The 22992-nt window shown below is 70.1% G+C and carries 20 protein-coding genes; 7 read left to right on the forward strand and 13 right to left on the reverse strand.

Translation table 11 applies throughout. The annotated features are described in order from the left end of the window. Window positions 1-84 precede the first annotated feature (84 nt). A complete protein-coding gene (locus ABT254_RS03055) occupies window positions 85-537 on the reverse strand; it encodes a MarR family winged helix-turn-helix transcriptional regulator (RefSeq protein WP_351462880.1) in 453 nt (150 codons plus the stop codon). A 93-nt stretch (window positions 538-630) separates the two neighbouring features. Here ABT254_RS03055 and ABT254_RS03060 point away from each other — a divergent pair, with 93 nt between their 5' ends. Next, window positions 631-2433, forward strand: coding sequence for an ABC transporter ATP-binding protein (locus ABT254_RS03060; RefSeq protein WP_351462882.1), 1803 nt, complete (start codon window positions 631-633; stop codon window positions 2431-2433). A gap of 43 nt (window positions 2434-2476) precedes the next feature. Beyond that, a complete protein-coding gene (gene mltG, locus ABT254_RS03065) occupies window positions 2477-3466 on the forward strand; it encodes an endolytic transglycosylase MltG (protein WP_351462884.1) in 990 nt (329 codons plus the stop codon). A 15-nt stretch (window positions 3467-3481) separates the two neighbouring features. Here mltG and ABT254_RS03070 read toward each other — a convergent pair whose 3' ends face one another. The 5 genes from ABT254_RS03070 to ABT254_RS03090 form a co-directional block, all read right to left on the reverse strand. Then, window positions 3482-4567, reverse strand: a complete 1086-nt coding sequence (locus ABT254_RS03070) for an NAD(P)-binding domain-containing protein (protein ID WP_351462886.1) — start codon at window positions 4565-4567, stop codon at window positions 3482-3484. Between the two features lie 73 nt (window positions 4568-4640). Further along, a complete protein-coding gene (locus ABT254_RS03075) occupies window positions 4641-5663 on the reverse strand; it encodes an ABC transporter substrate-binding protein (RefSeq protein ID WP_351462888.1) in 1023 nt (340 codons plus the stop codon). A gap of 43 nt (window positions 5664-5706) precedes the next feature. Next, complete coding sequence (locus ABT254_RS03080) at window positions 5707-6447, reverse strand: ABC transporter ATP-binding protein (RefSeq protein WP_351462890.1); 741 nt, start codon at window positions 6445-6447, stop codon at window positions 5707-5709. Next, the gene (locus tag ABT254_RS03085) at window positions 6420-7322 is read right to left on the reverse strand and encodes an ABC transporter permease (protein ID WP_351462892.1); all 903 of its coding nucleotides are present in this window, start codon (window positions 7320-7322) and stop codon (window positions 6420-6422) included. The genes ABT254_RS03080 and ABT254_RS03085 overlap by 28 nt, the downstream gene beginning before the upstream one ends. A gap of 119 nt (window positions 7323-7441) precedes the next feature. Next, the gene (locus tag ABT254_RS03090) at window positions 7442-7588 is read right to left on the reverse strand and encodes a putative leader peptide (protein WP_351462894.1); all 147 of its coding nucleotides are present in this window, start codon (window positions 7586-7588) and stop codon (window positions 7442-7444) included. A gap of 58 nt (window positions 7589-7646) precedes the next feature. Between ABT254_RS03090 and ABT254_RS03095 the strand changes: the two genes are divergently transcribed. Further along, entirely contained in the window at window positions 7647-8069 is a 423-nt protein-coding gene (locus ABT254_RS03095) for a secondary thiamine-phosphate synthase enzyme YjbQ (protein WP_351462896.1), read from the forward strand. 45 nt (window positions 8070-8114) lie between these two features. Here ABT254_RS03095 and ABT254_RS03100 read toward each other — a convergent pair whose 3' ends face one another. Then, complete coding sequence (locus ABT254_RS03100; RefSeq protein WP_351462898.1) at window positions 8115-8336, reverse strand: response regulator transcription factor; 222 nt, start codon at window positions 8334-8336, stop codon at window positions 8115-8117. 529 nt (window positions 8337-8865) lie between these two features. Here ABT254_RS03100 and ABT254_RS03105 point away from each other — a divergent pair. Beyond that, a complete protein-coding gene (locus tag ABT254_RS03105; protein WP_351462900.1) occupies window positions 8866-11214 on the forward strand; it encodes a SpoIIE family protein phosphatase in 2349 nt (782 codons plus the stop codon). Between the two features lie 720 nt (window positions 11215-11934). Here ABT254_RS03105 and ABT254_RS03110 read toward each other — a convergent pair. From ABT254_RS03110 to ABT254_RS03120, 3 genes are all read right to left on the reverse strand, one after another. Beyond that, window positions 11935-12651 (reverse strand): hypothetical protein, encoded by a 717-nt coding sequence (locus ABT254_RS03110; RefSeq protein ID WP_351462902.1) that lies wholly within the window; start codon window positions 12649-12651, stop codon window positions 11935-11937. Between the two features lie 662 nt (window positions 12652-13313). Beyond that, complete coding sequence (locus ABT254_RS03115) at window positions 13314-14345, reverse strand: serine/threonine-protein kinase (protein WP_351462904.1); 1032 nt, start codon at window positions 14343-14345, stop codon at window positions 13314-13316. Window positions 14346-14577: 232 nt separating this feature from the next. Beyond that, window positions 14578-15069: a MarR family winged helix-turn-helix transcriptional regulator gene (locus ABT254_RS03120; RefSeq protein ID WP_351462906.1), complete on the reverse strand. Its 492-nt coding sequence runs from the start codon at window positions 15067-15069 to the stop codon at window positions 14578-14580. Window positions 15070-15186: 117 nt separating this feature from the next. On the opposite strand from ABT254_RS03120, the gene ABT254_RS03125 reads away from it, so the two are divergent. Then, complete coding sequence (locus ABT254_RS03125; RefSeq protein WP_351462907.1) at window positions 15187-16551, forward strand: pyridoxal phosphate-dependent decarboxylase family protein; 1365 nt, start codon at window positions 15187-15189, stop codon at window positions 16549-16551. Between the two features lie 69 nt (window positions 16552-16620). Here ABT254_RS03125 and ABT254_RS03130 read toward each other — a convergent pair whose 3' ends face one another. Then, window positions 16621-17151, reverse strand: a complete 531-nt coding sequence (locus tag ABT254_RS03130) for a hypothetical protein (protein WP_351462908.1) — start codon at window positions 17149-17151, stop codon at window positions 16621-16623. A gap of 347 nt (window positions 17152-17498) precedes the next feature. Here ABT254_RS03130 and ABT254_RS03135 point away from each other — a divergent pair, with 347 nt between their 5' ends. Continuing rightward, on the forward strand, window positions 17499-18515 hold the full coding sequence (locus tag ABT254_RS03135) for a helix-turn-helix domain-containing protein (RefSeq protein WP_351462910.1): 1017 nt from the start codon (window positions 17499-17501) through the stop codon (window positions 18513-18515). 61 nt (window positions 18516-18576) lie between these two features. On the opposite strand, the gene ABT254_RS03140 is transcribed toward ABT254_RS03135, so the two are convergent. Further along, complete coding sequence (locus tag ABT254_RS03140) at window positions 18577-19326, reverse strand: D-Ala-D-Ala carboxypeptidase family metallohydrolase (protein WP_351462912.1); 750 nt, start codon at window positions 19324-19326, stop codon at window positions 18577-18579. Between the two features lie 44 nt (window positions 19327-19370). Next, entirely contained in the window at window positions 19371-20720 is a 1350-nt protein-coding gene (locus ABT254_RS03145) for a GH25 family lysozyme (RefSeq protein WP_351462914.1), read from the reverse strand. A 444-nt stretch (window positions 20721-21164) separates the two neighbouring features. Between ABT254_RS03145 and ABT254_RS03150 the strand changes: the two genes are divergently transcribed. Continuing rightward, window positions 21165-22967 carry an endo alpha-1,4 polygalactosaminidase gene (locus tag ABT254_RS03150; protein WP_351462916.1) on the forward strand — a complete coding sequence of 601 codons (1803 nt, stop codon included), beginning with the start codon at window positions 21165-21167 and terminating at the stop codon, window positions 22965-22967. The last annotated feature ends 25 nt before the right edge of the window (window positions 22968-22992 follow it).

Consider the following 22992-nt stretch of genomic DNA (forward strand, 5'->3'; position numbering starts at 1 on the left):
GTTCCCCGCGCCCCCTCAGGGGCGCGGGGAACTGCGCGACAAGCCCCCACTCACCCGCGGCCGCCCGCGAACCGTTGAGGCCCCCTACCCGCAGCGCCGCTCCGGCCCCCCGTCCACCAATGTGTCCAGCAGACCGCCCAGCACCTCGCGCTGATCGTCGCTCAGCGGAGCGAGGATCTCCTCGGCGGCCGAGCGGCGAGCGCCGCGCAATTCGCTCAGTGCCTTGCGGCCGTCGTCCGTGAGTTCGATCCGGATCACCCGGCGGTTGCTCGGGTCGGGGACCCGGCGCACCTTGCCGCTCGCCTCCAGTCCGTCGACCAGCGTGGTCACCGCCCGAGGTACCACCTCGAGGCGCTCGGCCAGATCGGCCATGCGCGGGGGTGAGCTCCAGTGCGCCAGTGTGCGCAGCAGCCGGGACTGGGCCGGGGTGACGCCCAGGCCGCACTGCTCGATGTGCCGCTTCTGGATGCGGTGCACACGGCGGGTGAACCGCAGCAGCTGCTCGGCGAGCAGGCTGTCGGAATCGGGGGTGGCCATACGGGAACAATATCAGGACGTAATTCATTGTGAGCATAGGTAACAATGAGCTAGGCTCCGCCAGTCTTCGTCACCTCACTCCCTAGGAGTCCATTGCACCCCGATCGAGAACCCCGCTGGACACCGCCGGCCGATGCCAAGGAGCAGCCCCGGCAGGTGCGCCGCATCCTGCGACTCTTCCGCCCCTACCGCGCCCGCCTGGCCGTGGTCGGCCTACTGGTCGGCGCCGCCTCGCTGGTCTCCGTCGCCACGCCCTTCCTGCTGAAGGCCACGCTCGACGTCGCGATCCCCCAGGGCCGCACCGGCCTGCTCAGCCTGCTCGCGCTCGGCATGATCCTCAGTGCCGTCCTCACCAGCGTCTTCGGCGTGCTGCAGACGCTGATCTCGACAACGGTCGGCCAGCGCGTCATGCACGACCTGCGCACCGCCGTCTACGGCCGGCTCCAGCGCATGTCGCTCGCGTTCTTCACGCGCACACGTACCGGCGAGGTGCAGTCCCGCATAGCCAACGACATCGGCGGCATGCAGGCCACCGTCACCTCCACCGCCACCTCCCTGGTCTCCAACCTGACCAGTGTGGTCGCCACGATCGTCGCGATGATCGCCCTCGACTGGCGCCTGACCGTCGTCTCGCTGCTGCTGCTCCCGGTCTTCGTGTGGATCAGCCGCCGCGTCGGCAGGGAACGCAAGAAGATCACCACCGAGCGCCAGAAGCAGATGGCCGCCATGGCCGCCACGGTCACCGAGTCGCTCTCCGTCAGCGGCATCCTGCTGGGCCGCACGATGGGCCGCTCCGACTCGCTGACCAGGTCCTTCGAGGAGGAGTCCGAGGGGCTCGTCGACCTCGAGGTGAGGTCCAACATGGCCGGCCGCTGGCGGATGGCCGTCATCACGATCGTCATGGCCGCCATGCCGGCCGTCATCTACTGGACCGCGGGCATCGCCCTCCAGACGGGCGGCCCCGGCATCTCCGTCGGCACCATCGTCGCCTTCGTCTCGCTCCAGCAGGGCCTGTTCCGCCCGGCGGTCAGCCTGCTGTCGACCGGTGTGCAGATCCAGAGCTCGCTCGCGCTCTTCCAGCGCATCTTCGAATACCTCGACCTGCCGATCGACATCACCGAGCGGGAGAACCCGGTCCACCTCGACCGGATCAAGGGCGAGGTCCGCTTCGAGGACGTTCGGTTCCGCTACGACGACAGGAGCGGCCCCACCCTCGACGGCATCGACGTGACCGTCCCCGCCGGCAGCAGCCTCGCGGTCGTCGGCCCCACCGGCGCCGGAAAGTCGACGCTCGGCTATCTCGTCCCGCGGCTCTACGACGTCAGCGGCGGCCGCGTCACCCTCGACGGCGTCGACGTCCGCGACCTGGACTTCGACACCCTCGCGCGCGCGGTCGGCGTCGTCTCCCAGGAGACGTACCTCTTCCACGCCTCGGTCGCCGAGAACCTGCGCTTCGCCAAGCCGGACGCCAGCGACGAGGAACTGCACGCGGCGGCCAGGGCTGCCCAGATCCACGAGCACATCGCGTCGCTGCCCGACGGGTACGACACCGTCGTCGGCGAGCGCGGCCACCGCTTCTCCGGCGGCGAGAAGCAGCGCCTGGCGATAGCCCGCACCATCCTGCGCGACCCGCCGGTGCTGATCCTCGACGAGGCGACCAGCGCCCTGGACAACCGCACCGAGGCGGCGGTCCAGGAGGCCATCGACGCGCTGTCGGCCAACCGCACCACGCTCACCATCGCGCACCGCCTGTCCACCGTCCGAGGCGCCGACCAGATCGTGGTCCTCGATTCCGGCCGTGTCGCCGAACGGGGCACCCACGAAGAACTGCTGGAACGGGACGGGCGGTATGCGGCCCTCGTACGCCGGGATGCCCAACTGGAACCGACAGGCTGAAGATCTGTCGGGTTTATGGTGATATGCGGGTTACCGTGCCCGCATGCATCAGAACACTCCGCCACGGGGCACGATTCGACTGACGCGCCGGGGCCGACTCGTCCTCATCCTCCTCGCGACCGGGGCCGTCGTGGCCGTCGCCGCCGTGGTGGTGCCGCTGCTGACCGTGCGGCACGGCGTGCAGGAGGCCAAGCCCGCCTCCCTGGTGATCCCGGAGGGCTGGCGGGCGAGTCAGGTCTACGGGGCCGTCGACAAGGCCCTCGCCCTGCCCGCAGGCAGTACCGAGAAGGCACTCGCGAAGGCCCGCCTGAAGCTGCCGAGGGACGCCGCGGGCAACCCGGAGGGCTACCTCTTCCCGGCGACCTATCCCATCACGAAGAAGACGACGCCCGAGTCGCTGCTGTCGTTCATGGTCAACACCGCCAACAAGAAGTTCAACGGCGCCCCCGTCGCGGCAGGCGCACAGCGCAACGCGATGAACGTCTACCAGGCGGTCACCGTCGCGAGCATCGTGCAGGCCGAGGCCGCCTCGAAGGCCGACATGGGCAAGGTGGCGCGGGTCATCTTCAACCGGCTCGAGCGCGGGATGCCGCTGCAGATGGACTCCACCCTCAACTACGCCCTCAAGCGCGCCACCCTGAAGACCAGCGCCGACGACACGAAGCTGGCCAGCCCCTACAACTCCTATCAGCGCATGGGCCTGCCGCCCACCCCGATCGACAACCCGGGCGAGGAGGCGGTGCGCGCCGCGATCAACCCGCCCGCCGGCGACTGGCTGTACTTCGTCACGGTCAAGCCGGGCGACACCCGCTTCACGGCCGACTTCGCCGAGCACCAGCGCAATGTGGCGGAGTTCAACGCCCGGCAGAACGGTTCCGCTCCGCAGGCCCCGCAGAGCAGCTCCGCCCCGCAGACCGCGCAGAGCAGCTCCGCCCCGCAGACCTCGCACAGCACCTCCGCCCCGCAGACCGCGCAGCACAGCCCGGCCCCGCAGACCCCGCAGAACAGCCCCGCTCCGCAGGCCACGAAGTAGCCCGCGGGGCGGGCGTCAGGCGGCGACGGGCTCGGTCGGCTGCCCGGCCGGCAGCCGCCGGATGTCCCGTACGGCGGCCCGGCCCGCCCGGTTGGCGCCGATGGTGCTGGCCGAGGGTCCGTAGCCGACGAGATGGACCCGCGGATCGGCGACCGCGCGCGTGCCCTCGACGCGGATCCCGCCGCCCGGCTCACGCAGCCGCAGCGGCCGCAGATGGTCGATGGCCGCCCGGAACCCGGTGGCCCACAGGATGACGTCCGCCTCCACCCGCTGCCCGTCGTTCCACTCCACCCCGTCCGGCGTGATCCGGTCGAACATGGGCCGGCGGTCGAGAACCCCGTCCGCGATGCCCTGCCGGACCGCGTCGCTCAGCGCCAGTCCGGTGACCGAGACGACACTCCTCGGCGGCAGCCCCTGGCGCACCCGCTCCTCGACGAGCGCGACGGCCGCCCGCCCCACGTCCTCGGTGAAGGGTCCCTCCCGGAAGACCGGCGGCCGCCTGGTCACCCATGTGGTCGCAGCCGCGTACGGGGCGATCTCCAGCAGATGCTGTGTACCCGAGGCGCCTCCGCCCACCACGACCACCCGCTGCCTGGCGAACGCCTCGGGCCCGGGGTACTGCGCCGTGTGCAACTGCCGCCCCCGGAAGCTCTCCTGGCCGGGGTAACGCGGCCAGAACGGCCGGTCCCAGGTGCCGGTCGCGTTGATCAGCGCCCGTGTCGACCAGTCGCCGTCCGAGGTCTCGACGAGCAACCGCCCGCCCACGCCCTCCCGCACGGCATGCACATCGACGGGTCGTCGGACCCGCAGATCGAAGGTGTGCTCGTACGAGGCGAAGTACTCGGCGATCACCTCGGACGAGGCCCGTGCCGGATCGGCGCCGGTCAGCTCCATGCCCGGCAGCGCGTGCATGCCGTGCACCTTGCCGTAGGTCAGCGACGGCCACCGGAACTGCCAGGCGCCGCCCGGCCCGGGGGAGTGGTCGAGCACCACGAAGTCGCGCCCCGGCTCGAAACCGGTGCGCCGCAGGTGATAGGCGCTGGACAGACCCGCCTGCCCAGCGCCCACGACGACTACCTCGACCTCGCGCGTGTTGTTCACAATTCTACTAACCGTGCGGATCTCGTGGATCTTCCCGCGGTGAGGCCGTGATGTGCCGAACAGCGTGACGTGCTCAGCCCTGGGACGCCCGGGCGGGCGTGGTCGAGGCCGGCAGCTTGCCGTTGTAGCGGGTGTCCACGAAGGCGCCGAAGTCGACCTTCTTCGGGATGAGCTTCAAGTCGGTGAAGGCGTCCGCGATCTGCTGCTCGGAGGCGATGAGCGGCTTGTCGACGGCGACCGAGATCCGGGTGGCGTTGGTGCGCCGCACCGAGGCCAGCGCCACCTCGTACGGCAGACCGGTGTCCTGCGCCCAGACCCTCGCCCACTCCTCCTGGTGGCCGTAGACCCACGCGGTGGCCCGCCGCAGCCGCTCCAGATAGTCCTTGATGGCGGCGGCCTTCTTCTTGTCCTGCAGTGCGCTCGGCGCCGCCACCTGGAAGGTCAGGCCGTTGGTGATGCCGTCGCCGGTGGTGAGGACGCGCCCCTGCTTGCCCTTGAGGATCTGCGAGGTGTACGGATCCCACACCGCCCACGCGTCCACCTTGCCGGAGGTGAACGCGGCCAGCGCGTCAGCAGGCTGCAGATACTTCACCTTGATGTCGCCCAGGCTCAGCCCGGCCGCCTTCAGGGAGGCGACCAGCTGATAGTTGGCGGAGGAACCCTGCGCCACAGCGACGGACTTGCCCTTGAGGTCCTGGGGCTTCGACAGCTTCGAGTCGTTCGGTACGAGGATGGCGTCGCCCTTGGAGGTGCCGTGGAAGGCGGCCACGACCGTGATCTTCGAGCCCGCTCCGGCGGCGAAGACCGGCGGGGTGTTGCCGACGCCGCCGATGTCGACGGCCTTGGCGTTGACGGCCTCCAGCAGCGGCGGGCCCGAGGTGAAGGTGGACCACTTGATCTTGTAGTCGAGGTTCTTGAGCTCCCCGGCGGCCCGCAGGATGGCCTCGGAACCGCCCTTCTGGTCACCGACGTTGAGGGTCAGCGAACCCTTGCCGTCGGTGCCCGTCCCCGTGCTCGCGGACGAGTTCCCGCCGCAGGCGGTGAGCAGGAGAGCGAAGGGCAGGAGCAGCGCGGCAGGGGCGAGACGTCGTCGCATGGGTGGATCCGTTCCGTTCAACTTGGTTCGGGGGAGGGGGAGTTCAGGCGGCTTCGGCGGCGGTGTCGACGCCGAGCCGTTCCAGCAGCCCGGCGCGCAGCTCGGCGAACCGGGGGTCGGTGATGTCGCGCGGACGGTCGAGATCGATCTCCTGCTCGTGCGCGATGACGCCGTCGTCCATCACCAGGACGCGGTCGGCGAGCAGGACCGCCTCCTCGACGTCGTGCGTGACCAGCAGCACCGCGCAGCCCCGGCGCTGCCACAACTCGCCCACCAGGCGCTGCGCCTTGATGCGGGTGAGCGCGTCGAGCGCGCCGAACGGCTCGTCGAGCAGCAGCAGATCGGGTTCACGGACCAACGCGCGGGCGAGGGAGGCCCGCTGGGCCTCGCCGCCGGAGAGGGTCTTGGGCCAGGCGTCGGAGCGGTGGCCGAGGCCGACCTCGTCCAGGGCCTGCTCGGCGACGGCGCGTGCGGGCTTTCCCGGCAGGCCGAGCAGCACGTTGCGCCACACCTTCTTCCACGGCATCAGCCGTGGCGCCTGGAAGGCGACGGCCTTGCGGCGCGGCACCAGGACCGTGCCCTCGATGTCGCGGTCGAGGCCCGCCAGGATGCGCAGCAGGGTGGACTTGCCGCAGCCGCTGCGGCCGAGCAGGGCGACGAACTCGCCGGGCCGCACGTCGAGTTGAAGGTCATCGATGACGGCACGGCCGTCGAAGGAGCGGGTCAGCCCCTCGACCCGTACCGCGGTCCGCGGGGTCACCGGCCGGTGAACGTCGGTCGCCATTGCAGCAGCAGCCTTTCGAGGAGGCGGACGATGAAGTCGGCCAGCAGGCCGAGGAAGGCGTAGACGATCAGGCAGACCACGATCACGTCGGTGCGCAGGAAGTCCCGCGCCTGCACCATCAGGAAGCCGATGCCCGAGTCGGCGTTGACCTGCTCGGCGAAGACCAGCGCCAGCCAGGCGATACCCAGGGAGTAGCGCAGCCCGGTCAGCGCGCCGGGCAGGGCCCCCGGCAGCACGACATGCCGTACGAGACCCCAACGGGACAGGCCCAGCGACTCCCCGGCCTCGATCAACTGGGCGTCCACACCGCGGATTCCGGCGTACACGTTGAGGTAGAGCGGGAAGGTCACGCCGAGCGTGATGATGGCGACCTTCGGGGCCTCGCCGATGCCGAACCAGATGATGAACAGCGGTATCAGACCCACGAACGGCACGGTCCGCAGCATCTGCACCGGAGCGTCCACCAGATCCTCGCCGATCCTGAACAGGCCCGAGACCAGGGCGAGTCCGGTGCCGATCGCGGTGCCCAGCAGCAGCCCGAACGCCACGCGCTGGAGCGAGGTGCCGAGGGCGGAGGCCAGCGAACCGTCACCGATCAGGTCTCCGGCCACCTGGGCGATCCGGCCGGGCGAGGCGAGCACGTCCGACCCCAACACACCGGTGGAGCTCAGGAGTTGCCACACGGCGAGCAGCAGAAGGGGGCCCGCGGTACGGCGCAGCCAGCGCGGGACGCGGGTGCGGCGGGAGGAGTCGGGAACGATGGGGAGGAGCTCGATCGACGCCGAGTCGCGGGGGTTCGCCTCGGCCTCCTTCGGTACGGATATAGCGGAAATATCGGGTTCGGAGGAGCCGGGCGGGGCATGGCTGATGCTCATGGGTGCTCCATGGGAGGAGAGCGTCCGGTGAGGGAGGGGGGTACGCGCCTCAGCGCCGCCACGTCATGCGGAGCATGCGGGTACGGCGGAATACAGGCAATGGCGGAGAGGGAAAGGCGTCAGCAGCCGCGGCGACACGCGGCGGAGGCCACCCGCAGCAGGTCGATGTGACCGCGCGTGGTGAGCATGGCTGAACGCAACATGCGGCGAAAGTAGCCAGATAGTCCGTGCACGGTCAATGGCGTCTCGCGGACTGGACCCCCCATATCAACCAGCGAACCGCCGCTGACCTGCGAAACCCGGCGTATGGGTCAGGATGGGGGCATGTCAGATGCCTTCACCACCCGAGTCCTTGACGTCGCCACCGGTTCGACGGAGCAGGTCGTCGACCTGACCCGCGACTGCGAGGCCTTCCTGCGGGAGGCGGCCGCCGGCCGAGACGGCCTCCTCAACGTCTTCGTCCCCCACGCGACTGCCGGAATCGCGATTCTCGAAACGGGCTCCGGCAGCGACGACGACCTCCTCGCCACCCTTCACACCCTGCTCCCCGCCGACGACCGCTGGCAGCACCGCCACGGCAGCCCCGGCCACGGCCGCGACCACGTCCTCCCGGCACTCGTACCGCCGCATGCGACGCTGCCTGTGGTGGGCGGGCGGCTGGAGTTGGGGACCTGGCAGTCGGTGTGTCTGGTGGATACGAACAAGGACAATCCTCGTCGCCAGGTGCGGTTGTCGTTCCTTGCGTGACGAGGGTGCCGACCGTAGGTCTGAAGTCCGGCCGATGAGGGGCGGTCAAAGTCCCAGGGTGATGGCCAGGCGGGTGAGCTCGGCGGTGGTGTTGATGTTGAGTTTGGCCCGGATGCGGCGCAGATAGGTGTCGATGGTGTGGGGGGAGAGTCCCATCTGGCGGGCTGCTTGCAGGTAGGTGCGGCCCTGGGCGATGTGGTGCAGGGTCTCCAGCTCGCGCGGGGTCAGTGCGGGTGCGGAGGTAGGAGTGGTGGGGGTGGGGCTCATGGGGATTCTCCGGCGGGATTGGCTCGGTCTCCCCGCTCACACCGTCGGAAGCAGGAATGAATTGTCCGAATACAGCCTTTTATGTCCTTTTGATAAGGCTGTCGGCGCGACGTCATGGCCGTGTCCGCCGCCTGTCACAGGCGTGTGACAGGCGGCCTGCCGGCAACGCGGCCGTCCGGCAGACGGGGCCACCCGGGTGCGCTCTCGGGTGCGCCCGAGCGAGGCACCGGATCGCACCGCCGGATGATCTGCTGTTGCCGCGCCGTCCTGCAACTGACCGGCCGCCCGGAGCGCTTGCTCGCGGACGTACTTGAGCGCGACGGTGCCCGGGCGGTCGCGTTGTCGCGGCCTCGGGTTGGTGCTCGGCAGCTGTCAGGATCATGCTTGTCAGAGGGGGCTGTGCGTGCTGCGGAGGGCGAGATGAGCGGCTATGGAGCGACTTCCCACCCCTGGCGGTGAGCGGGGGCAGGCGGATACCGCCCCCCGGTCGGCCTGGACGGCCTCGGCCACCGTGGATGAGCGGGGCGTTGTGACGGGGTGGAGTGAGGGGGCGCGGCAGCTGCTGGGGTATGCGTCCTCGCAGGTCGTGGGGCAGCCGGTGGCACGGCTGCTCGCCGATGAGGTCGCCGGGAGGGCGTGGCGGGAGGCGGCCGGGCGGGAGAGCTTCGGACGCACGGTGGTGCTGCGGCACCGGGACGGTCATCGGGTCGAGCTGCGGCTGCTGGCGCACCGTCTCCCGCCGCACGGGACTCTCGCCGAGTGGCTGGTGGTGTCCGCGGTGGCGGGCGGGTCGCGAGCGTCCGAGGGTGAGGCGGCGACGCCTGGTGGTGAGGCGCTGGCCGAGTGGGTGTTTCGCCAGTCGCCTTGCGTGCTGGCCGTCTTCGATGCGGACCTGCGGCTGGTGCGGGCGAATGCGGGCATGGAGGCTGTGTGGGGGCTGGGGGAGGAGGAGGTGCGCGGGCTGCGGCTGGCGGAGATCGCGCCGGGTGTGGTGAGCGAGGAGGCGCAGGCCAGGATGCGTCTGGTGTTGGAGGGCGGCGGGACACAGCAGGTTCAGGCCGGTGTCCGGCCCGCGGGCGTGGGTGCCGAGCGCGGTTGGCCGGCCTTGCTGGCTCCGCTGGAAGACGCGGCCGGCCGGGTGCGTGCCGTGTGCATGGTGGCGCCTCCGGTGCTGCCCGGGCACATCGGGGCGCAGCGAATGCTCCTGCTCAACGACGCCGATGCGCGCATCGGCACCACCGCAGACGTCGCGCGCACCACGCAAGAACTGGCTGAGGTCGCGGTCCCTGGCCTCGCGGACTTCGCCGCCGTCGACCTGCTGGATCGCGCCCCCGGCGAGGTGACGCCGGGTGGGCCGGCCGGGCCTTTCACTCTGGGCCGCACCGCTGTGCGCTTGATCCAGGACGATGGCGCCGTCTCCCTGCCCCCCGCGGGAGAGGTCTTCGGCTGCCCGGACGTCTCACCGGTGGCCGAGTGCCTGGCGCAGGGGCAGGGCGCCGTGTACGGGGTGGGCGACGCCGTCATCGCCCGGTGGGCGGCCAAGGACCCGCAGGCCGCCTGGATCCGCCGGACAGGAACGCACTCGGTGATGGTCGTGCCGATGCGGGCGGGGGGTACTGCGCTCGGCGTGGCTCTCTTCGGCCGTCACCGGCGCCCCGACCCGTTTGGGACGGACGATTTGTGGCTGGCCGAACAGCTTGTGGCCCGCGCGGCGGTGAGCATTTACGGCGCCGACCGCCCCGGCCGGCAGCACACCACCACCATGACCCTGCAGCGCAGCCTGCTTCCGCAGACGTTGCCCGAACAGCAGGCGTTGGACGTCGCCACCCGCTACCTGTCGGCCGGCAGCCGGGCCGGCGTGGGGGGCGACTGGTTCGATGTGATCCCGCTGTCCGGCATGCGGGTGGCTCTGGTCGTGGGCGATGTGGTCGGCCACGGCATCCGTGCCTCGGCCACCATGGGCAGGGTGCGCACCGCGGTACGAACCCTGGCCGATGTCGACCTGCCGCCCGACGAATTGCTCACCCACCTCGACGACCTGGTCATCCACCTCTCCGCCGAGGAGGGCGGCCCGGATGGCGCCGCCAGCGCCGGAGGCGTGGGCACCACCTGCCTGTACGCCGTCTACGACCCGATCTCCTGTCACCTGACCCTGGCCAGGGCCGGCCACCCCCCGCCCGCCGTGGTCGCCCCCAACGGCGCCGTCCACTTCCTCGACGTCCCCCCAGGCCCGCCCCTGGGCCTGGGGGGTCTGCCGTTCGAGAACTTCGAGACCGAGTTGCCGGCCGGCAGCCTGATCACCCTCTACACCGACGGCCTGCTCGAAGCCCGTGACCATGACATCGACGAGGCCCTGGACAAGATGTTCCAGGCTCTCGCCCGCCCCGCCACGGCGCTGGACGCGGTCTGCGACAGGATCCTCACGTCCATGCTCACCCACCGCCCCGACGACGACATCGCCCTGCTGGTCGCCCGCACCAGGGCCCTGCACGGCGACCGGTTCGCCACCTGGGATCTGCCCTTCGACCTCGCCGTCGTCAGCCGCGCCCGCCGGCACGCCAGCGACCAGCTGACCGCCTGGCACCTGGACGATGCCGCCTTCATCACCGAACTCGTCGTCAGCGAACTGGTCACCAACGCACTCCGCTACGGCCGCCCGCCCGTCCAGCTGCGGCTGATCCACGCCGGCCACACGCTCATCACCGAGGTCTTCGACTCCAGCAGCACCGCCCCGCACATGCGCCGCGCCCGGACCTTCGACGAAGGTGGACGGGGCCTGCTGTTGGTCGGCCAGCTCGCCCAGCGCTGGGGCACCCGGCACGCGGCCACCGGTAAGACCGTCTGGGCCGAACAGTTCGTCACCGTTCCCGGAAGCTGAGCGGGAGCGAGTTCCGTCGCCAGACTCCCAGCACGGGCGCCCCTCCTCCCGGTCAGTCACTCGGCCGTCCGCCTCCGTGACGACGAACGGCATCGGAGCCAGGTTCTCGTAGCCCATCGGAGATGATCGGAAAGACGCGGCGGTGGACAGCCGACAGGACCTCCTCCGGCCAGTCGGCCGGGTCGTGCATCAACTTCCTGGCCCCGCCCGGCCCGGTCCGCTCCGGGACCCGGCCCTCTCCCGAGAGTCCGTCGTCAGGCGCCGGGCGGCTCGACTTCCCGGCGCCAGGCAGCCCGGCGGCTGCCCGGTATCAGGCCCCGGGCACACGAGCGGCGGCGCGCGGCTCACTTCCGCACCTCGGCGCATCCCGCGCCCTTGAAAAGCCGGGCGGCGGCTCCGACACGTCAGGGAGACGAAGGCCGGCGGCGTGTGGTGCGTGCCGGGCGCTGCGTGTCCGGCGTACGGGGGCGCGCATGCGCCGGCGATCGCGGTCGCCCACGTGTTTGCCGCCGCAGCGCAACACTGGTGGAGCTTTGTGGACACGAGTGCTCACTCCTTTCGGGTGAGGGGGCCACGAAGGCGGGCGGGGTGAAGGCTGTGGTGGGTCTTCACCCCGTCGCGTCGAGCTGTCTCAGGCTCGGGTGCCGACAATCCGTCTGCTCGTGTGGCGAGGGCCGGCCGGAGGGCGTCACCGCCGTGACCACTCTCGCCGCTCGTGCCTCAGGAGGCCGGGACCAGAGCCGTGTCGGTCGGGGCCGGTGCCTGCTGGTCGGTCGACGTGCTGCCGTCCGTCGACGTGCTGTCGTCCGATGTGCTGGTGTCGTCCGACTTGCTGCTGTCGTTCGACGTGCTGTCGTCCGTCGACGTGCTGTCGTTCGACGTGCTGGTGTCGTCCGACTTGCTGCTGTCGTCCGACGGGCTGCTGTCGTGCGACTTGCTGCTGTCGTCCGACGTGCTGTCGTCGTGCTTCTGGGAGTCCGGCATGGTCTTGACGTCGTGCTCGTCCTTCCAGTGATCACTGTCGTTGCCGTCCCAGTACCAGTGATCGTCGTGGTGGTCTTCCCAGAAGTAGTAGTCGTTGTAGGTGTCCCAGAAGTACCACCGGTGGTGGTGCTTCAGGACGTAGTAGCAGTCGTAGTCGTCGTCCCAGTACCACTTGTAGTGGTAGCCCCAGCAGTAGTCGTCGTTGTGGTGCTTGTGGTGCTTGTGATGCTTGTAGTGGTGCTTGTAGTAGTGCTTGCTCCAGCAGTACGACTTGTGGTGATGATGGGCCGGGGCCATGGTGGGCGCCGACGTGTGGGACATCGGGGCCGCCGTTGCGGTGGCGGCCGGCAGGATGACGGCTCCGCCGACCACCGCGGCCGAAGCCACCGCCGTCGCCAGGCTCAGCCGGCGCCTGGGGCGGGCGCCCTCCTGCTTGCGGATAATGCGATTCACGTTTCCTCCCGAAGTGAAAGGCACTTTGGCGTGCCCGTTGCCTCGTTTTCCTTCCGGTGTTTCCGGTGAGGCTTGCACTTCCAGTAGGCCTGCAGCGTCCCGGTGGGTCATGTTCCGAGGGCTCGGGACTTGACGTATGCAAATACGCCGGGTAAAGCCACGGAGGTGCTACGCCACAGGCCGCCTCGGCGGCCATCGAAAGCGGTCTGGCGTCATGGACACCCGAGGTCGGGCGAACGCCGCTGGGAGCTCGGCGGCCGTGAATCTCAGTCGCAGGCAATGCCGTGCGCGGAATTGCACATGTGACGCGTGCTCAACATGGCCCGGAACACGGTGGGGAGGGCGAGGAGGCATCGCGGCGTGACCCTGCCAGGGTCAACGTGCCGTCGCTCCCCGCTCGCGCGAGCCACACGTGGCGGGCGGCACTCGGGGCGCACGAGTGGCAGCGGCAGCAAGCGAGTTCACGCCTCGTGCTGCGCCGGCGCCGGGTTCAGCCTGGCGGATTGAGGCCACGCAGGGCCTCGGGATGCGCGCCCAGTTGCCCGCCTCCCCCGCGGCGGAACACGGGCCCCCATCCGCGGTGCGCTGCATTCGTGTCCTCGGGGACCTCACTGCCACAGCGCAGAGAACGGCGGACATCCGGCCCTCACGGCGCCCCGCGGTCAGAGTCGGTGGTCGGCGGGCGGCACAAAGACCGGCCTGGCCCACCTGGGCGGGGCCGGGAACGGGTCGGCGGGCTGCGGGAGTGCGGCGGCTTGATGGTCCACCTGTGTCGGCGGATGCGCACGGCCCGTGTCCTGCGCGGTGGCACGCAGGGCCGCCACGAATTCCAGGCAGGAGCCGTAACGGTCCTCGGGGACCTTCGCCAAAGCCCTGGCCAACACGCCGTCCATGGCTGCGGGAGTGCCCGGCCGTTTCTCGCTCAGGGCGGGCGGCTGATCGTACTGATGGGCCCACAACAAGGCCATCTCGTCATCCCGCTGGAACGGCGGGCGACCCGTGAGGGTTTCGTAGACGACGCAGGCGAGGCTGTACAGATCGCACCTGCCGTCCACCGGGCGGCCCGAGATCTGCTCCGGTGCCACATAGTCGAGCGTGCCGACGAACTCGCCGACCGTGGTGAGTCCCGTCAGCGACAGTGATTTCTTCGTCAGCCCGAAATCCGTGAGATAGACGTGCTCGGGGTGATCACTGTCGGTGCCGCGGGCCACCAGGATGTTGCCGGGTTTGACGTCCCGGTGCACCAGATGATGTTCATGGGCCGCATCGAGGGCGGACGCCACCTGGGCGGCTATACGCAGCGCTGTCTTCACCGGCAGCGGGCCGTCCCGGGTGAGCAGGGCCCGCAGATCCAGCCCCGCGACGTACCGCATGGCGATATACAGGACACCGTCCGTCTCACCGGCCTCGAAGACGGGCACGATATGAGGGTGGTCGAGCGCGGCGGCCACCCGTGACTCGTGCGTGAAGCGGCGGCGGAACGTGTCATTGCGGACCCATTGCGGGGCCAGCACCTTCAGTGCCACCGGACGATCGAGGCGTAGATCCCGCGCGCCGTACACCACGGCCATCCCCCCACGGCCGATCTCACGCTCCACTCGATAGCCCGCGATCTCGGTCCCGATCCCGGGAATCCCCGAATCAGGGTCCACCGGCACGCCCCGGCCCTGCGGGACACCGGTCCCCGCACTCATCACATACCCCGCGCCCGCACAGCGTCGGCCGTCACCGCCACCGCAGTCGGCTCCGCCGACCCGGCCGGTACCATCAGAGCGACCAACCACCTATTCATCAACAAATGCTATCAATCACGCCATGTCGTCGCCCAACCGGACGTCTCCTCAGCGTGACCCGGTGCTGTACGCCGATCAAGGTCCGGACCCTCTGCCATGCGAAACTCGCAGGCTGAACTGGCGTTGCCCTGTCTCAACGCGTGTCGTCGCGAAGTGCCTTGTCGATCTCGCCCAGTGCTCCGGTCAGCCGGGTGTAGTCGTCAGCCGTCAGTGGCTTGACGAAGTACTTCTCCACCACCTGCGCGTGGACGGCCGCCGCCCGTACGAACGCCGTACGCCCTTCGGGGGTCGGTTCCACCAGGGCCACCCGCCGGTCCTCGGCGGACGGTACGCGGCGGACCAGGCCGGCGTCCTCCATGCGGTCGATCAGGCGGGTGGTGCCGCTGCTGGTGAGGGTGAGGTCGTCGGCCAGCTGCCGCTGGGAGACCTCCTCGCCGGGGCGGCGGCAGAGGCGTATCAGCACCTCCAGCATGGTGTGACTGATCCCGCACTCCTGCCGCAGGGCGCTGTCGATGCGCTGTTCCAGGCGCGTGGCAGATTTGATCAGCAGGCCGAAGTCCCGCACCAGCCGGCTGTTGGCGGCGCGGGCTGCGGCTTCGTCGCTGGGTTGCGGCGTCGGGTTCATCGCGGTGGATTTTACTGTCTCCTCACCTACTGCTGTCTCAATCGCTGACTAGTCAATTGCTGACTGCTCAGCTAAATTCGGGTGTCGGCTCACACCGAGAGCGAGAGGGAGATCCACATGGACCTGCGGTACTGGCTCGGCCGAGCCAGCGACGCGATACAGGACTGGGCCGACACCTTCGGTCCCCACCAACCCCACCCGTCCCTCCAGGTGGACGACGACCGCTTCGCGTCGGCCTTCGCGGGGTTCACCGAGAGGCTGAGGGACAACTACCCCTTCTTCCACCCGCACTACGCGGGTCAGATGCTCAAGCCCCCGCACCCCGCGGCGGTGGTCGGCTACCTCACCGCCATGCTGATCAACCCCAACAACCACGCCCTGGACGGCGGTCCCGCCACCGCGGCGATGGAGCGGGAGGTCGTCGCGCAGCTCGCCGCGATGTTCGGTTACGACACCCATCTCGGCCACCTCACCACCAGTGGCACGATCGCCAACCTCGAAGCCCTCTTCGTCGCCCGCGAACTGCACCCCGGCCGGGGTATCGCCCACAGCGCCGACGCCCACTACACCCATGGCCGCATGTGTCACGTCCTGGGTATGACGAGCCACCCCGTCCGCACCGACAGCCAGGGGCGGATGGATCTCGAAGCGCTGCAGGACGTCCTGCGCACCGGGCAGGTGGGCACCGTCGTCGTCACCACCGGCAGTACCGGACTGGGTGCCGTCGACCCCGTCCACGAGATCCTGCCCCTCGCCGAGCGGTACGGCGTCCGCATCCACGTCGATGCCGCGTACGGCGGCTTCTTCACGCTCCTGGCCGGCGCCGACGGCATCGAGGGGCTGCCGGCCGAGCCCTGGCGGGCCGTCGCACGGGCCGACTCGGTCGTCGTCGACCCCCACAAGCACGGCCTCCAGCCGTACGGCTGCGGAGCCGTCCTCTTCCGCGACCCCGAGGTGGGCCGCTTCTACCTCCACGACTCGCCGTACACCTACTTCACCTCCGCCGAGCTGCATCTCGGCGAGATCAGCCTGGAATGCTCCCGCGCCGGCGCCTCCGCGGCCGCCCTGTGGCTCACCTTCCAGCTCCTGCCGCCCACCCCCGAGGGCCTCGGCCGGGTCCTGGCGGCCGGCCGTCGAGCAGCCCTGAAGTGGGCGGAGCTGATCGAGACCTCAGACCTTCTGGAGCTCTACCAGCAGCCCCAGTTGGACATCGTGACGTACTTCCCCGCCGTCGATCCCGCGACCCTCAGCGGCATCGACGCGGCATCCGCGCGCATCCTGGCGGACGGCATGACGGCCCCCGATCCCGTGTACGTCAGCACCCTCAAAGCCGGCCAGGAGGCGTTCACCGCCCGCCACCCCAAGATCACGGCAGACACCGACGGTGCCCGGATCCTGCGCAGCGTCCTGATGAAGCCGGAGTCCGAACACCACGTGGAGCACCTGCACAACCGACTCGAGCAGCTGACGCGGTCCCGCTGACCCGCCACACCCCCCAAGAATGCTGCCCGGCAGCGTGAGCATCTCGGCCTGGTCGGAGGCGCCGTAGCGTTACATCTCCCGACAGGCCTTGGCTTTGAAGTCCGCCACGGAGACGGTGACCGTGGATTCGTCGCCGTTGTCCGAGATGCTGTCGTAGCGCACCTTGCCCGGGGTGAGCCGGTCGCGGTCGGCCGGGGTGAAGGAGATGCTGTTCGCCGACCACGAGTTGTCCTTGGTCCAGCCGTAAAGCGCGTATGTGGTCTTGGCGGTGAGCGGGGCCAGGGGTGTGGTGGTGGTCCAGCCGGCGGCAGGAGATTCGAGGGTCCAGGTGGTGAGGCCCCGGCTGAGCGGGCGGTCGGCGGTCCATGAACCCACCGTCACCTGCTTGTTGGCGTCCTCGCTGTCCACGTAGAGGGTCGCGCCGTCGATGTGATGCCCGCAGATCATCATGACGCCGAGCAGATGGCCGTCGGCGGTCACGGAGATGCCGGCGACGGCGGCGGGGGGAACGGTGCATCCCGACGTCGCGCCCAGGGCCACGCCCAGCGCGGCGGCGCCGACGAAGCGCCGGAACACCGGACGTGAAGTGGTCGACCGCATGCTCAGCCCCTGCCCGGGGTGCGCGTGAGGCCCCCTGCTCGGGATGGTAGGGGGCGGGCGGCGCCTGAACGCATTGTCGCCATCCACCCGTTGCGGGCTCGTTGTTGCCCTGTAGCCGCTCGGAGCTGGTTCCCCACCCGCCCGCCTTGAGATGCCGCACTCACCGCCGTACCCCTCACCGCGCCGGAGGTGTTGCGCGCCACCCGGTCCGAGGCACCTGAGGCGTTGTCAAATGTCGTTACTGAAAAGGCTGTTGATGGGCCCAATCGGAAGTGAAAGGGCATACACAATACCTTCACGCCGTGTAGCTTCTACCCGTCAGTAGAGGCTTGAGCAAGGGTGGATGTGTGGTTGCCTCCCCGCATACCGAGAAGTTCGCCGCCTGCCTTCGGATGCTGAAGGACCGCAGTGGCCGGGGCTACGACCGCCTCGGCAAGGAGGCGGGAGTCAGCGGTTCCAGTCTGCATCGCTACTGCTCCGGCCTCAGCGTCCCGACGGACTACCGGGTCGTCCACGCCTTCGGAAAGGTGTGCGGCGCCAGCGCGGAGGAGCTCCGCGAACTGCACCGGCTGTGGGCACTGGCGGACACCGACCGGGACGCACCGGCCGCGACCGCCGCGGAGAACACCCCGCCCGAGGAGAACACCCCGCCGGAGATCACCCGTGACGGGAGCGACAAGCCGCGGCGCTCCCGCCTGCCCGAGAAGCTGTCCTCCCGTGTGGCGGTACTGGCCGCCGTCGCCGCGGTGGTGCTGGTGGCCGGCTTCGTGTGGCTGCCCGGCGGCGGCCTCGCCGGTGAGTCGGCGTCCGGGGACAAGGTGCTGGACTCCCCGGCATGCGCGACCGTGAGCATGGGGGAGCACGACGAGTGCGTGCGCGAGGTCCAGAACCTGTTGGTGCGGGCCAAGGGCAGGCTCGCCGTCGACGGGGACTTCGGGCCGGAGACCCTGCGCAGGGTGACCGCCTTCCAGGTGCTGGCGGGCGTGACGGCCCGCGGCGTGGTCGACGAGGACACCAAGAAGGCGCTGTACGCCCAGAAGGTGAGCATGACGACCTGGTCGCCGGCCAGGGTCGCGAAGCGGATCCGTGAGGTGTTCGTCGAGGATCCCGGCACTGCTGTGGCCGTCGCCCGCTGTGCGTCCTTCCTCGACCCGCTGTACGTGCTCCCGAACACCAACGGCAGCCGCAACTGGGGCGTGTTCCAGATCTCCGACGCCCGTCTGCGGGAGCTCGACGGCACACCGCGGCGGGCGTTCGACCCGGACTGGAACATCAGGGCGGCCCACCGACTGTGGAGCGTCCGGCACGACTTCCACGACTGGCCCTCCTGCGAGGCGGCATTGAAGGACACGCCGAAGAGCTGACACCCGGAGCTCCGGGTGCCGCCGTGGCACCACCCGGAGCTCCGCTCCCCCGAAAGCGGCGTCAGATCGTGCCGCTCTCCCACCACCAGTCACGCCCGAGGTCGGCCCTGCTGTCGACGTGCTGGTGGTCGACGGTGTACCGCTCCAGCCCGGAGAACCCGCAGGTCTCCGCCTTCTGGTAGACGGTCTTGTTGGCCACGCCGGGCACGTCGAGGTCGGCGGCGGTGCCGTACAGGTGCATGCTGTCACTGGCCCCGCCGACATCGGCGTTGTGCGCGATGCTGCGGAAGCCGGAGTTGACCGTGATCGGCTTGTCGCCCAGCTTCTTGCGCAGCGCCTCCAGCTTGTACATACAGCGGCGGACGTTCTCCTTCACCTGCGACGCGCTCAGTTTGCCGCCGTCGAAGGTGCCGCTCGACTGGTCCACGAACTCGCTCCAGTTGAAGTGGAGGGTGGAACCGTCCGACTGCTCCAGGGCGTTGAGCTTCGCCTGGGTGTTGGGCCCGACGCTGGCGTCGGCGCTGAGGCCGTACGCCGTCTGGAACCGGCGCACGGCCGCCGCCGTACCGGGGCCGAAGTCCCCGTCGATGCCCACCCGGCTGTGGGCGGCGCTGTCCGCCGCCCAGCCCGCGATTCTGATCTGCAGCTCGGTCACGTCGGCGCCGGTGTCACCCTGTGTCAGGGTGCGCGACCACGCATAGGCCTGGGCGGTGCCCGAGAACAGCAGCTGACCGAACGCGACGCCGGCGCCTGCGGCCAGCGTGCCCCGCAGCATGGCGCGGCGGTCGATGGGTCGGAAGGAGGAAGCCATGGTCGCCCTTTCGGGGAGGGGGGTGCGGGAAGAGGTCGGCGGGGTCAGCGGTTGGCGAGACGGTCGAGATCGGCCTGGGTGCCGTTGAAGACGTCCGCGGTCGCCGGTGCCTTGATGCCAGGGAACAGTGCGGCGTCGGTGTACTGCCACATCGCCCAGGTCGTCGAGCCGCTCGGCAGCGGCGGCTGGGTGATCGACTGGCGGTAGTCCGCGAGTTGCAGCGGATAGCGGGCGAAGGCGGTGGTCGAAGCCATGCAGTCGTCCAGGAAGGACTTCTGGGTGTAGATGATCGGGGTGCGGCCGAAGGCCGCTTCCACCTTGTCGAGCCAGGCCTTGGTGTCGTCCACGGTGCCGTAGGTGGGGCAGCGGCCACTGCCGTCGTCCATGCGTTCCAGGTCGAAGACCGGCGGCAGGTCGCCCGCACGCCGGCCGGTGTAGCCGGTCGCCCGCACCGCGGCGATGAACCGGTCGGCCTGCGCGCCACCCGTGTCGGGCGAACTGCCCGTGTAGAAGTGGTACGGCGCGACGGCGAGCCCCGCGGCCCTGGCCGCTTCGAGGTCGGTGGCGAGGTACTCGTCGGTGACGTTCGTGCCCCGGGTCGCCTTGACCGTCGCGAATTCGACGCCCGAAGCCCGTACGGCCTGCCAGTCGATCGGGGCGCCGCCGGGGTGCTGGTACTTGGCCGTGTCCAGGCCGTCGATCGCGTACCCGGCCGGACGCGGTGGCGTGCAGTACGTGTTGCGGCTGGACCAGTCCGTCAGCCTGGCCCAGGTGTTGGGGCCCACGACACCGTCCGCGCCGAGACCGGCGCAGTGCTGGAGCTCGATGACCCTGCTCTCGGTCCCGCCCCCGAAGTCACCGTCGATCGCCAGCGGCGGATAGTGGAACGGCTCCATGGCCAGGTTCAGACGGCACTGAACCTCCTTGACCTCGCTGCCCGTCGCTCCTCGACGCAGCGTCGGACGCGCGCCGGTGTGGCCGCACACGGTCGCCTGCGCCGTGCCCGACGTGCCCTGGGTGGCGCAGGTGTGCGGCCCCGCGGCCCAGGTGTTGAGCGCTGCCCAGGTCTGCGGGCCGAGCACACCGTCCACGCCCAGCCCGGCACACCGCTGGAACTCCTTGACCCGCGTCTCCGTGGCCGGCCCGAACGAACCGTCCGCCGCGATCGGTGTGTACCGGCTCGGCTTCGTCGCCAGGTTGAGTTCGCACTGCGCCTCGACCGCGGAGGGCCCCGTCGATCCCCGTTGCAGCGTGGGCTGTGCACCGGTGTGCCCGCAGACCGCGACCGCGGTGACCGCGGGCTCCGCCGCGTGCACCGCCGTTGGCCCGCACAGGGGCAGGACCGCTGCTGCGGCGAGGGTCAGTCCCCGCAGAAGCGTCGTCCTCTGTCCCATCTGGTGTTCCCCCTCCTGCTGGTGAGTGGCCGGCGAGCCCCCGGCGCGGATCATGCTGGCAGGGGTTGTCCCACAGGCCGGATCCCCGTGCCCCGGATTGGGACGCAGGGACAGTCACACGCTCGTGACCTGCGGTGACGCCGTACCGCTGGGATGGACTTGGGATACGGACGGGGGAGGGGGAGAGCGATGGGGAGGCGTGGCGGGGGACGGGTGGGCCGCCGTGGACGACGCCGGCGTCCACTGTGGTGGAGGAGGCGGTCGGCCACCGTGCTCAGCATGGCGATGGCCCCCGCCGGTGGTCAGGTGGTGGTGCTCCGGCCGTCCTGGCGCCGGTTCCACGTCGAGGTTGCACACCGGACTCACCAGTCCCGGTACTACTCTGATCTTCGAATGCACTTGAACAGCTTTTCGAAGCACGGCACAGGGGAAAGGTGACCCGCGATGTCGCTGAGCCTCGGCGATCCGGAGTCCATAGGCGGCTATGCGCTGGTCGACCGGCTCGGTAGTGGCGGCATGGGGATCGTCTATCTGGGGCGCTCGGACTCGGGTCGGCAGGTCGCGGTCAAGGTCGTACATGCGCCGTATGCGCAGGACGAGGAGTTCCGGACGCGCTTCCGCCAGGAGGTCACGGCGGCCCGCCGGGTGAGCGGAGCGTTCACCGCGCCGGTGGTGGACGCCGATCCGGACGCGGAACAGCCGTGGATGGCCACGCTCTACATCCCGGGCCGCACGCTGTCGGACACCGTGGCCAAGGACGGCCCGCTGCGCGGACGCGCGCTGCGGGTGCTCGCGCTGGGTCTGGTCGAGGCGTTGCGGGACATCCACCGGGTGGGCATGGTGCACCGCGATCTGAAGCCGAGCAACGTCCTGATGGCCGAGGACGGGCCCCGCGTCATCGACTTCGGCATCTCGTACGCCGTCGACAACGAGGCCCTCACCATGACCGGCCGGCTGATCGGCACCCCGCCCTTCATGTCTCCGGAGCAGTTCGCCGCGCCGCGCGAGGTCACCGGAGCCTCGGACGTCTTCTCGCTGGGCTCGGTGCTCGCGTACGCGGCCTCCGGAAACCGTCCGTTCGACGGCAGGAGCCCGTACTTGACGGGCTATCAGGTGATGTACGAGGCGCCGCACCTGAACGGCGTCGCCGAACCGCTGAGGAGCATCGCCGAGCGGTGCCTGGACAAGGACCCGGCCGCCCGGCCCGGGCTCGACGAACTGCGCCGTATGCTCCGGGAGTTGCCGGATTCCGATGTGTCGGCGGTAGTTCCGGTCGTGCCGGTCGCACCAGGGGTCTCCGACTCCCCGGAAGCCGATCGCCGGAGCTCGCGCACCCACCCCTTCGCGCCGGGTCCGGCCACCGACGAGGGGAGGACGGAAGCGGTCGCAGCCCCGACCGGTCGCGGACGCGGACGCCGCGCCCTCATCGGACTCGTCGCCGCCCTGGCGGTCACCGGGGTGAGCATCGCGGCGGTGAGATTCGGGTCGCACCACGACGACGCCTCCCCGTCCCCGGGTCCAAAGGAGTCAGCCGCCACGGTGACTTTGCCGCCGAAGCATGTGCAGTGGGACTACCAGATCGGCGGCGCGTACCCGCTTGCGGCCGGTGCCCGGGTCGTGAGCCGCGATCACGACAGCGAGCCCGCGCCGGGCGTCTACAACATCTGCAACATCAACGCCTTCCAGGCGCAGAAGGGCGAGGAGCGCGACTGGGACTCCGACCTGCTGCTGCGCGACGCCAGGGCCGAGGTCCTCTACGACAAGGACTGGGGCGAGGCGATCCTGGACATCCGGACGGCCGCCAAACGGCAGCGCATCGCCGCCAAGCTGAACAGCTGGATCGACGAGTGCGCGGCCAAGGGCTACAAGGCCGTGGAGCCGGACAACTACGACTCCTTCACGCGCTTCCCGAAGTACCTCAAGGCCGGCCAGGCCGAGGCGCTGATGAAGCTCCTGTCCGCCCACGCCCACGACAAGGGCCTTGCCATCGCCCAGAAGAACGCCACCGAGCTCCTGTCCGACCGTGCGTCCGTGGGCCTGGACTTCGCCGTGGCCGAGGAGTGCGCCGAGTGGAACGAGTGCGGAGAGTTCGCAGAGGCATACGGCAACCATGTGCTCGTGGTCGAGTACACGGCGAAGGGTATGGCGAAAGCGTGCGCCGACTGGGGCGGCACCCTGAGCATCGTCCGCCGTGACGAGTCGGTCGAGCCGAAGGGTGCGAGCGGCTACGTCCGGCAGACCTGCTGACGCCCGGTCGGCCCAGGTGAACTGC

Origin of the sequence: Streptomyces sp. NPDC001137 (genome assembly GCF_040298885.1) — a bacterium.
Lineage (GTDB): Bacteria > Actinomycetota > Actinomycetes > Streptomycetales > Streptomycetaceae > Streptomyces.

Coding starts and splice junctions, on each gene's coding strand:
- ABT254_RS03055 (WP_351462880.1), bottom strand. CDS start 537: ATGGCCACCCCCGATTCCGACAGCCTGCTCGCCGAGCAGCTGCTGCGG.
- mltG (WP_351462884.1), top strand. CDS start 2,477: ATGCATCAGAACACTCCGCCACGGGGCACGATTCGACTGACGCGCCGG.
- ABT254_RS03075 (WP_351462888.1), bottom strand. CDS start 5,663: ATGCGACGACGTCTCGCCCCTGCCGCGCTGCTCCTGCCCTTCGCTCTC.
- ABT254_RS03080 (WP_351462890.1), bottom strand. CDS start 6,447: ATGGCGACCGACGTTCACCGGCCGGTGACCCCGCGGACCGCGGTACGG.
- ABT254_RS03085 (WP_351462892.1), bottom strand. CDS start 7,322: ATGAGCATCAGCCATGCCCCGCCCGGCTCCTCCGAACCCGATATTTCC.
- ABT254_RS03090 (WP_351462894.1), bottom strand. CDS start 7,588: ATGGGGGGTCCAGTCCGCGAGACGCCATTGACCGTGCACGGACTATCT.
- ABT254_RS03095 (WP_351462896.1), top strand. CDS start 7,647: ATGTCAGATGCCTTCACCACCCGAGTCCTTGACGTCGCCACCGGTTCG.
- ABT254_RS03100 (WP_351462898.1), bottom strand. CDS start 8,336: ATGAGCCCCACCCCCACCACTCCTACCTCCGCACCCGCACTGACCCCG.
- ABT254_RS03115 (WP_351462904.1), bottom strand. CDS start 14,345: ATGAGTGCGGGGACCGGTGTCCCGCAGGGCCGGGGCGTGCCGGTGGAC.
- ABT254_RS03120 (WP_351462906.1), bottom strand. CDS start 15,069: ATGAACCCGACGCCGCAACCCAGCGACGAAGCCGCAGCCCGCGCCGCC.
- ABT254_RS03125 (WP_351462907.1), top strand. CDS start 15,187: ATGGACCTGCGGTACTGGCTCGGCCGAGCCAGCGACGCGATACAGGAC.
- ABT254_RS03130 (WP_351462908.1), bottom strand. CDS start 17,151: ATGCGGTCGACCACTTCACGTCCGGTGTTCCGGCGCTTCGTCGGCGCC.
- ABT254_RS03140 (WP_351462912.1), bottom strand. CDS start 19,326: ATGGCTTCCTCCTTCCGACCCATCGACCGCCGCGCCATGCTGCGGGGC.
- ABT254_RS03145 (WP_351462914.1), bottom strand. CDS start 20,720: ATGGGACAGAGGACGACGCTTCTGCGGGGACTGACCCTCGCCGCAGCA.
- ABT254_RS03150 (WP_351462916.1), top strand. CDS start 21,165: ATGTCGCTGAGCCTCGGCGATCCGGAGTCCATAGGCGGCTATGCGCTG.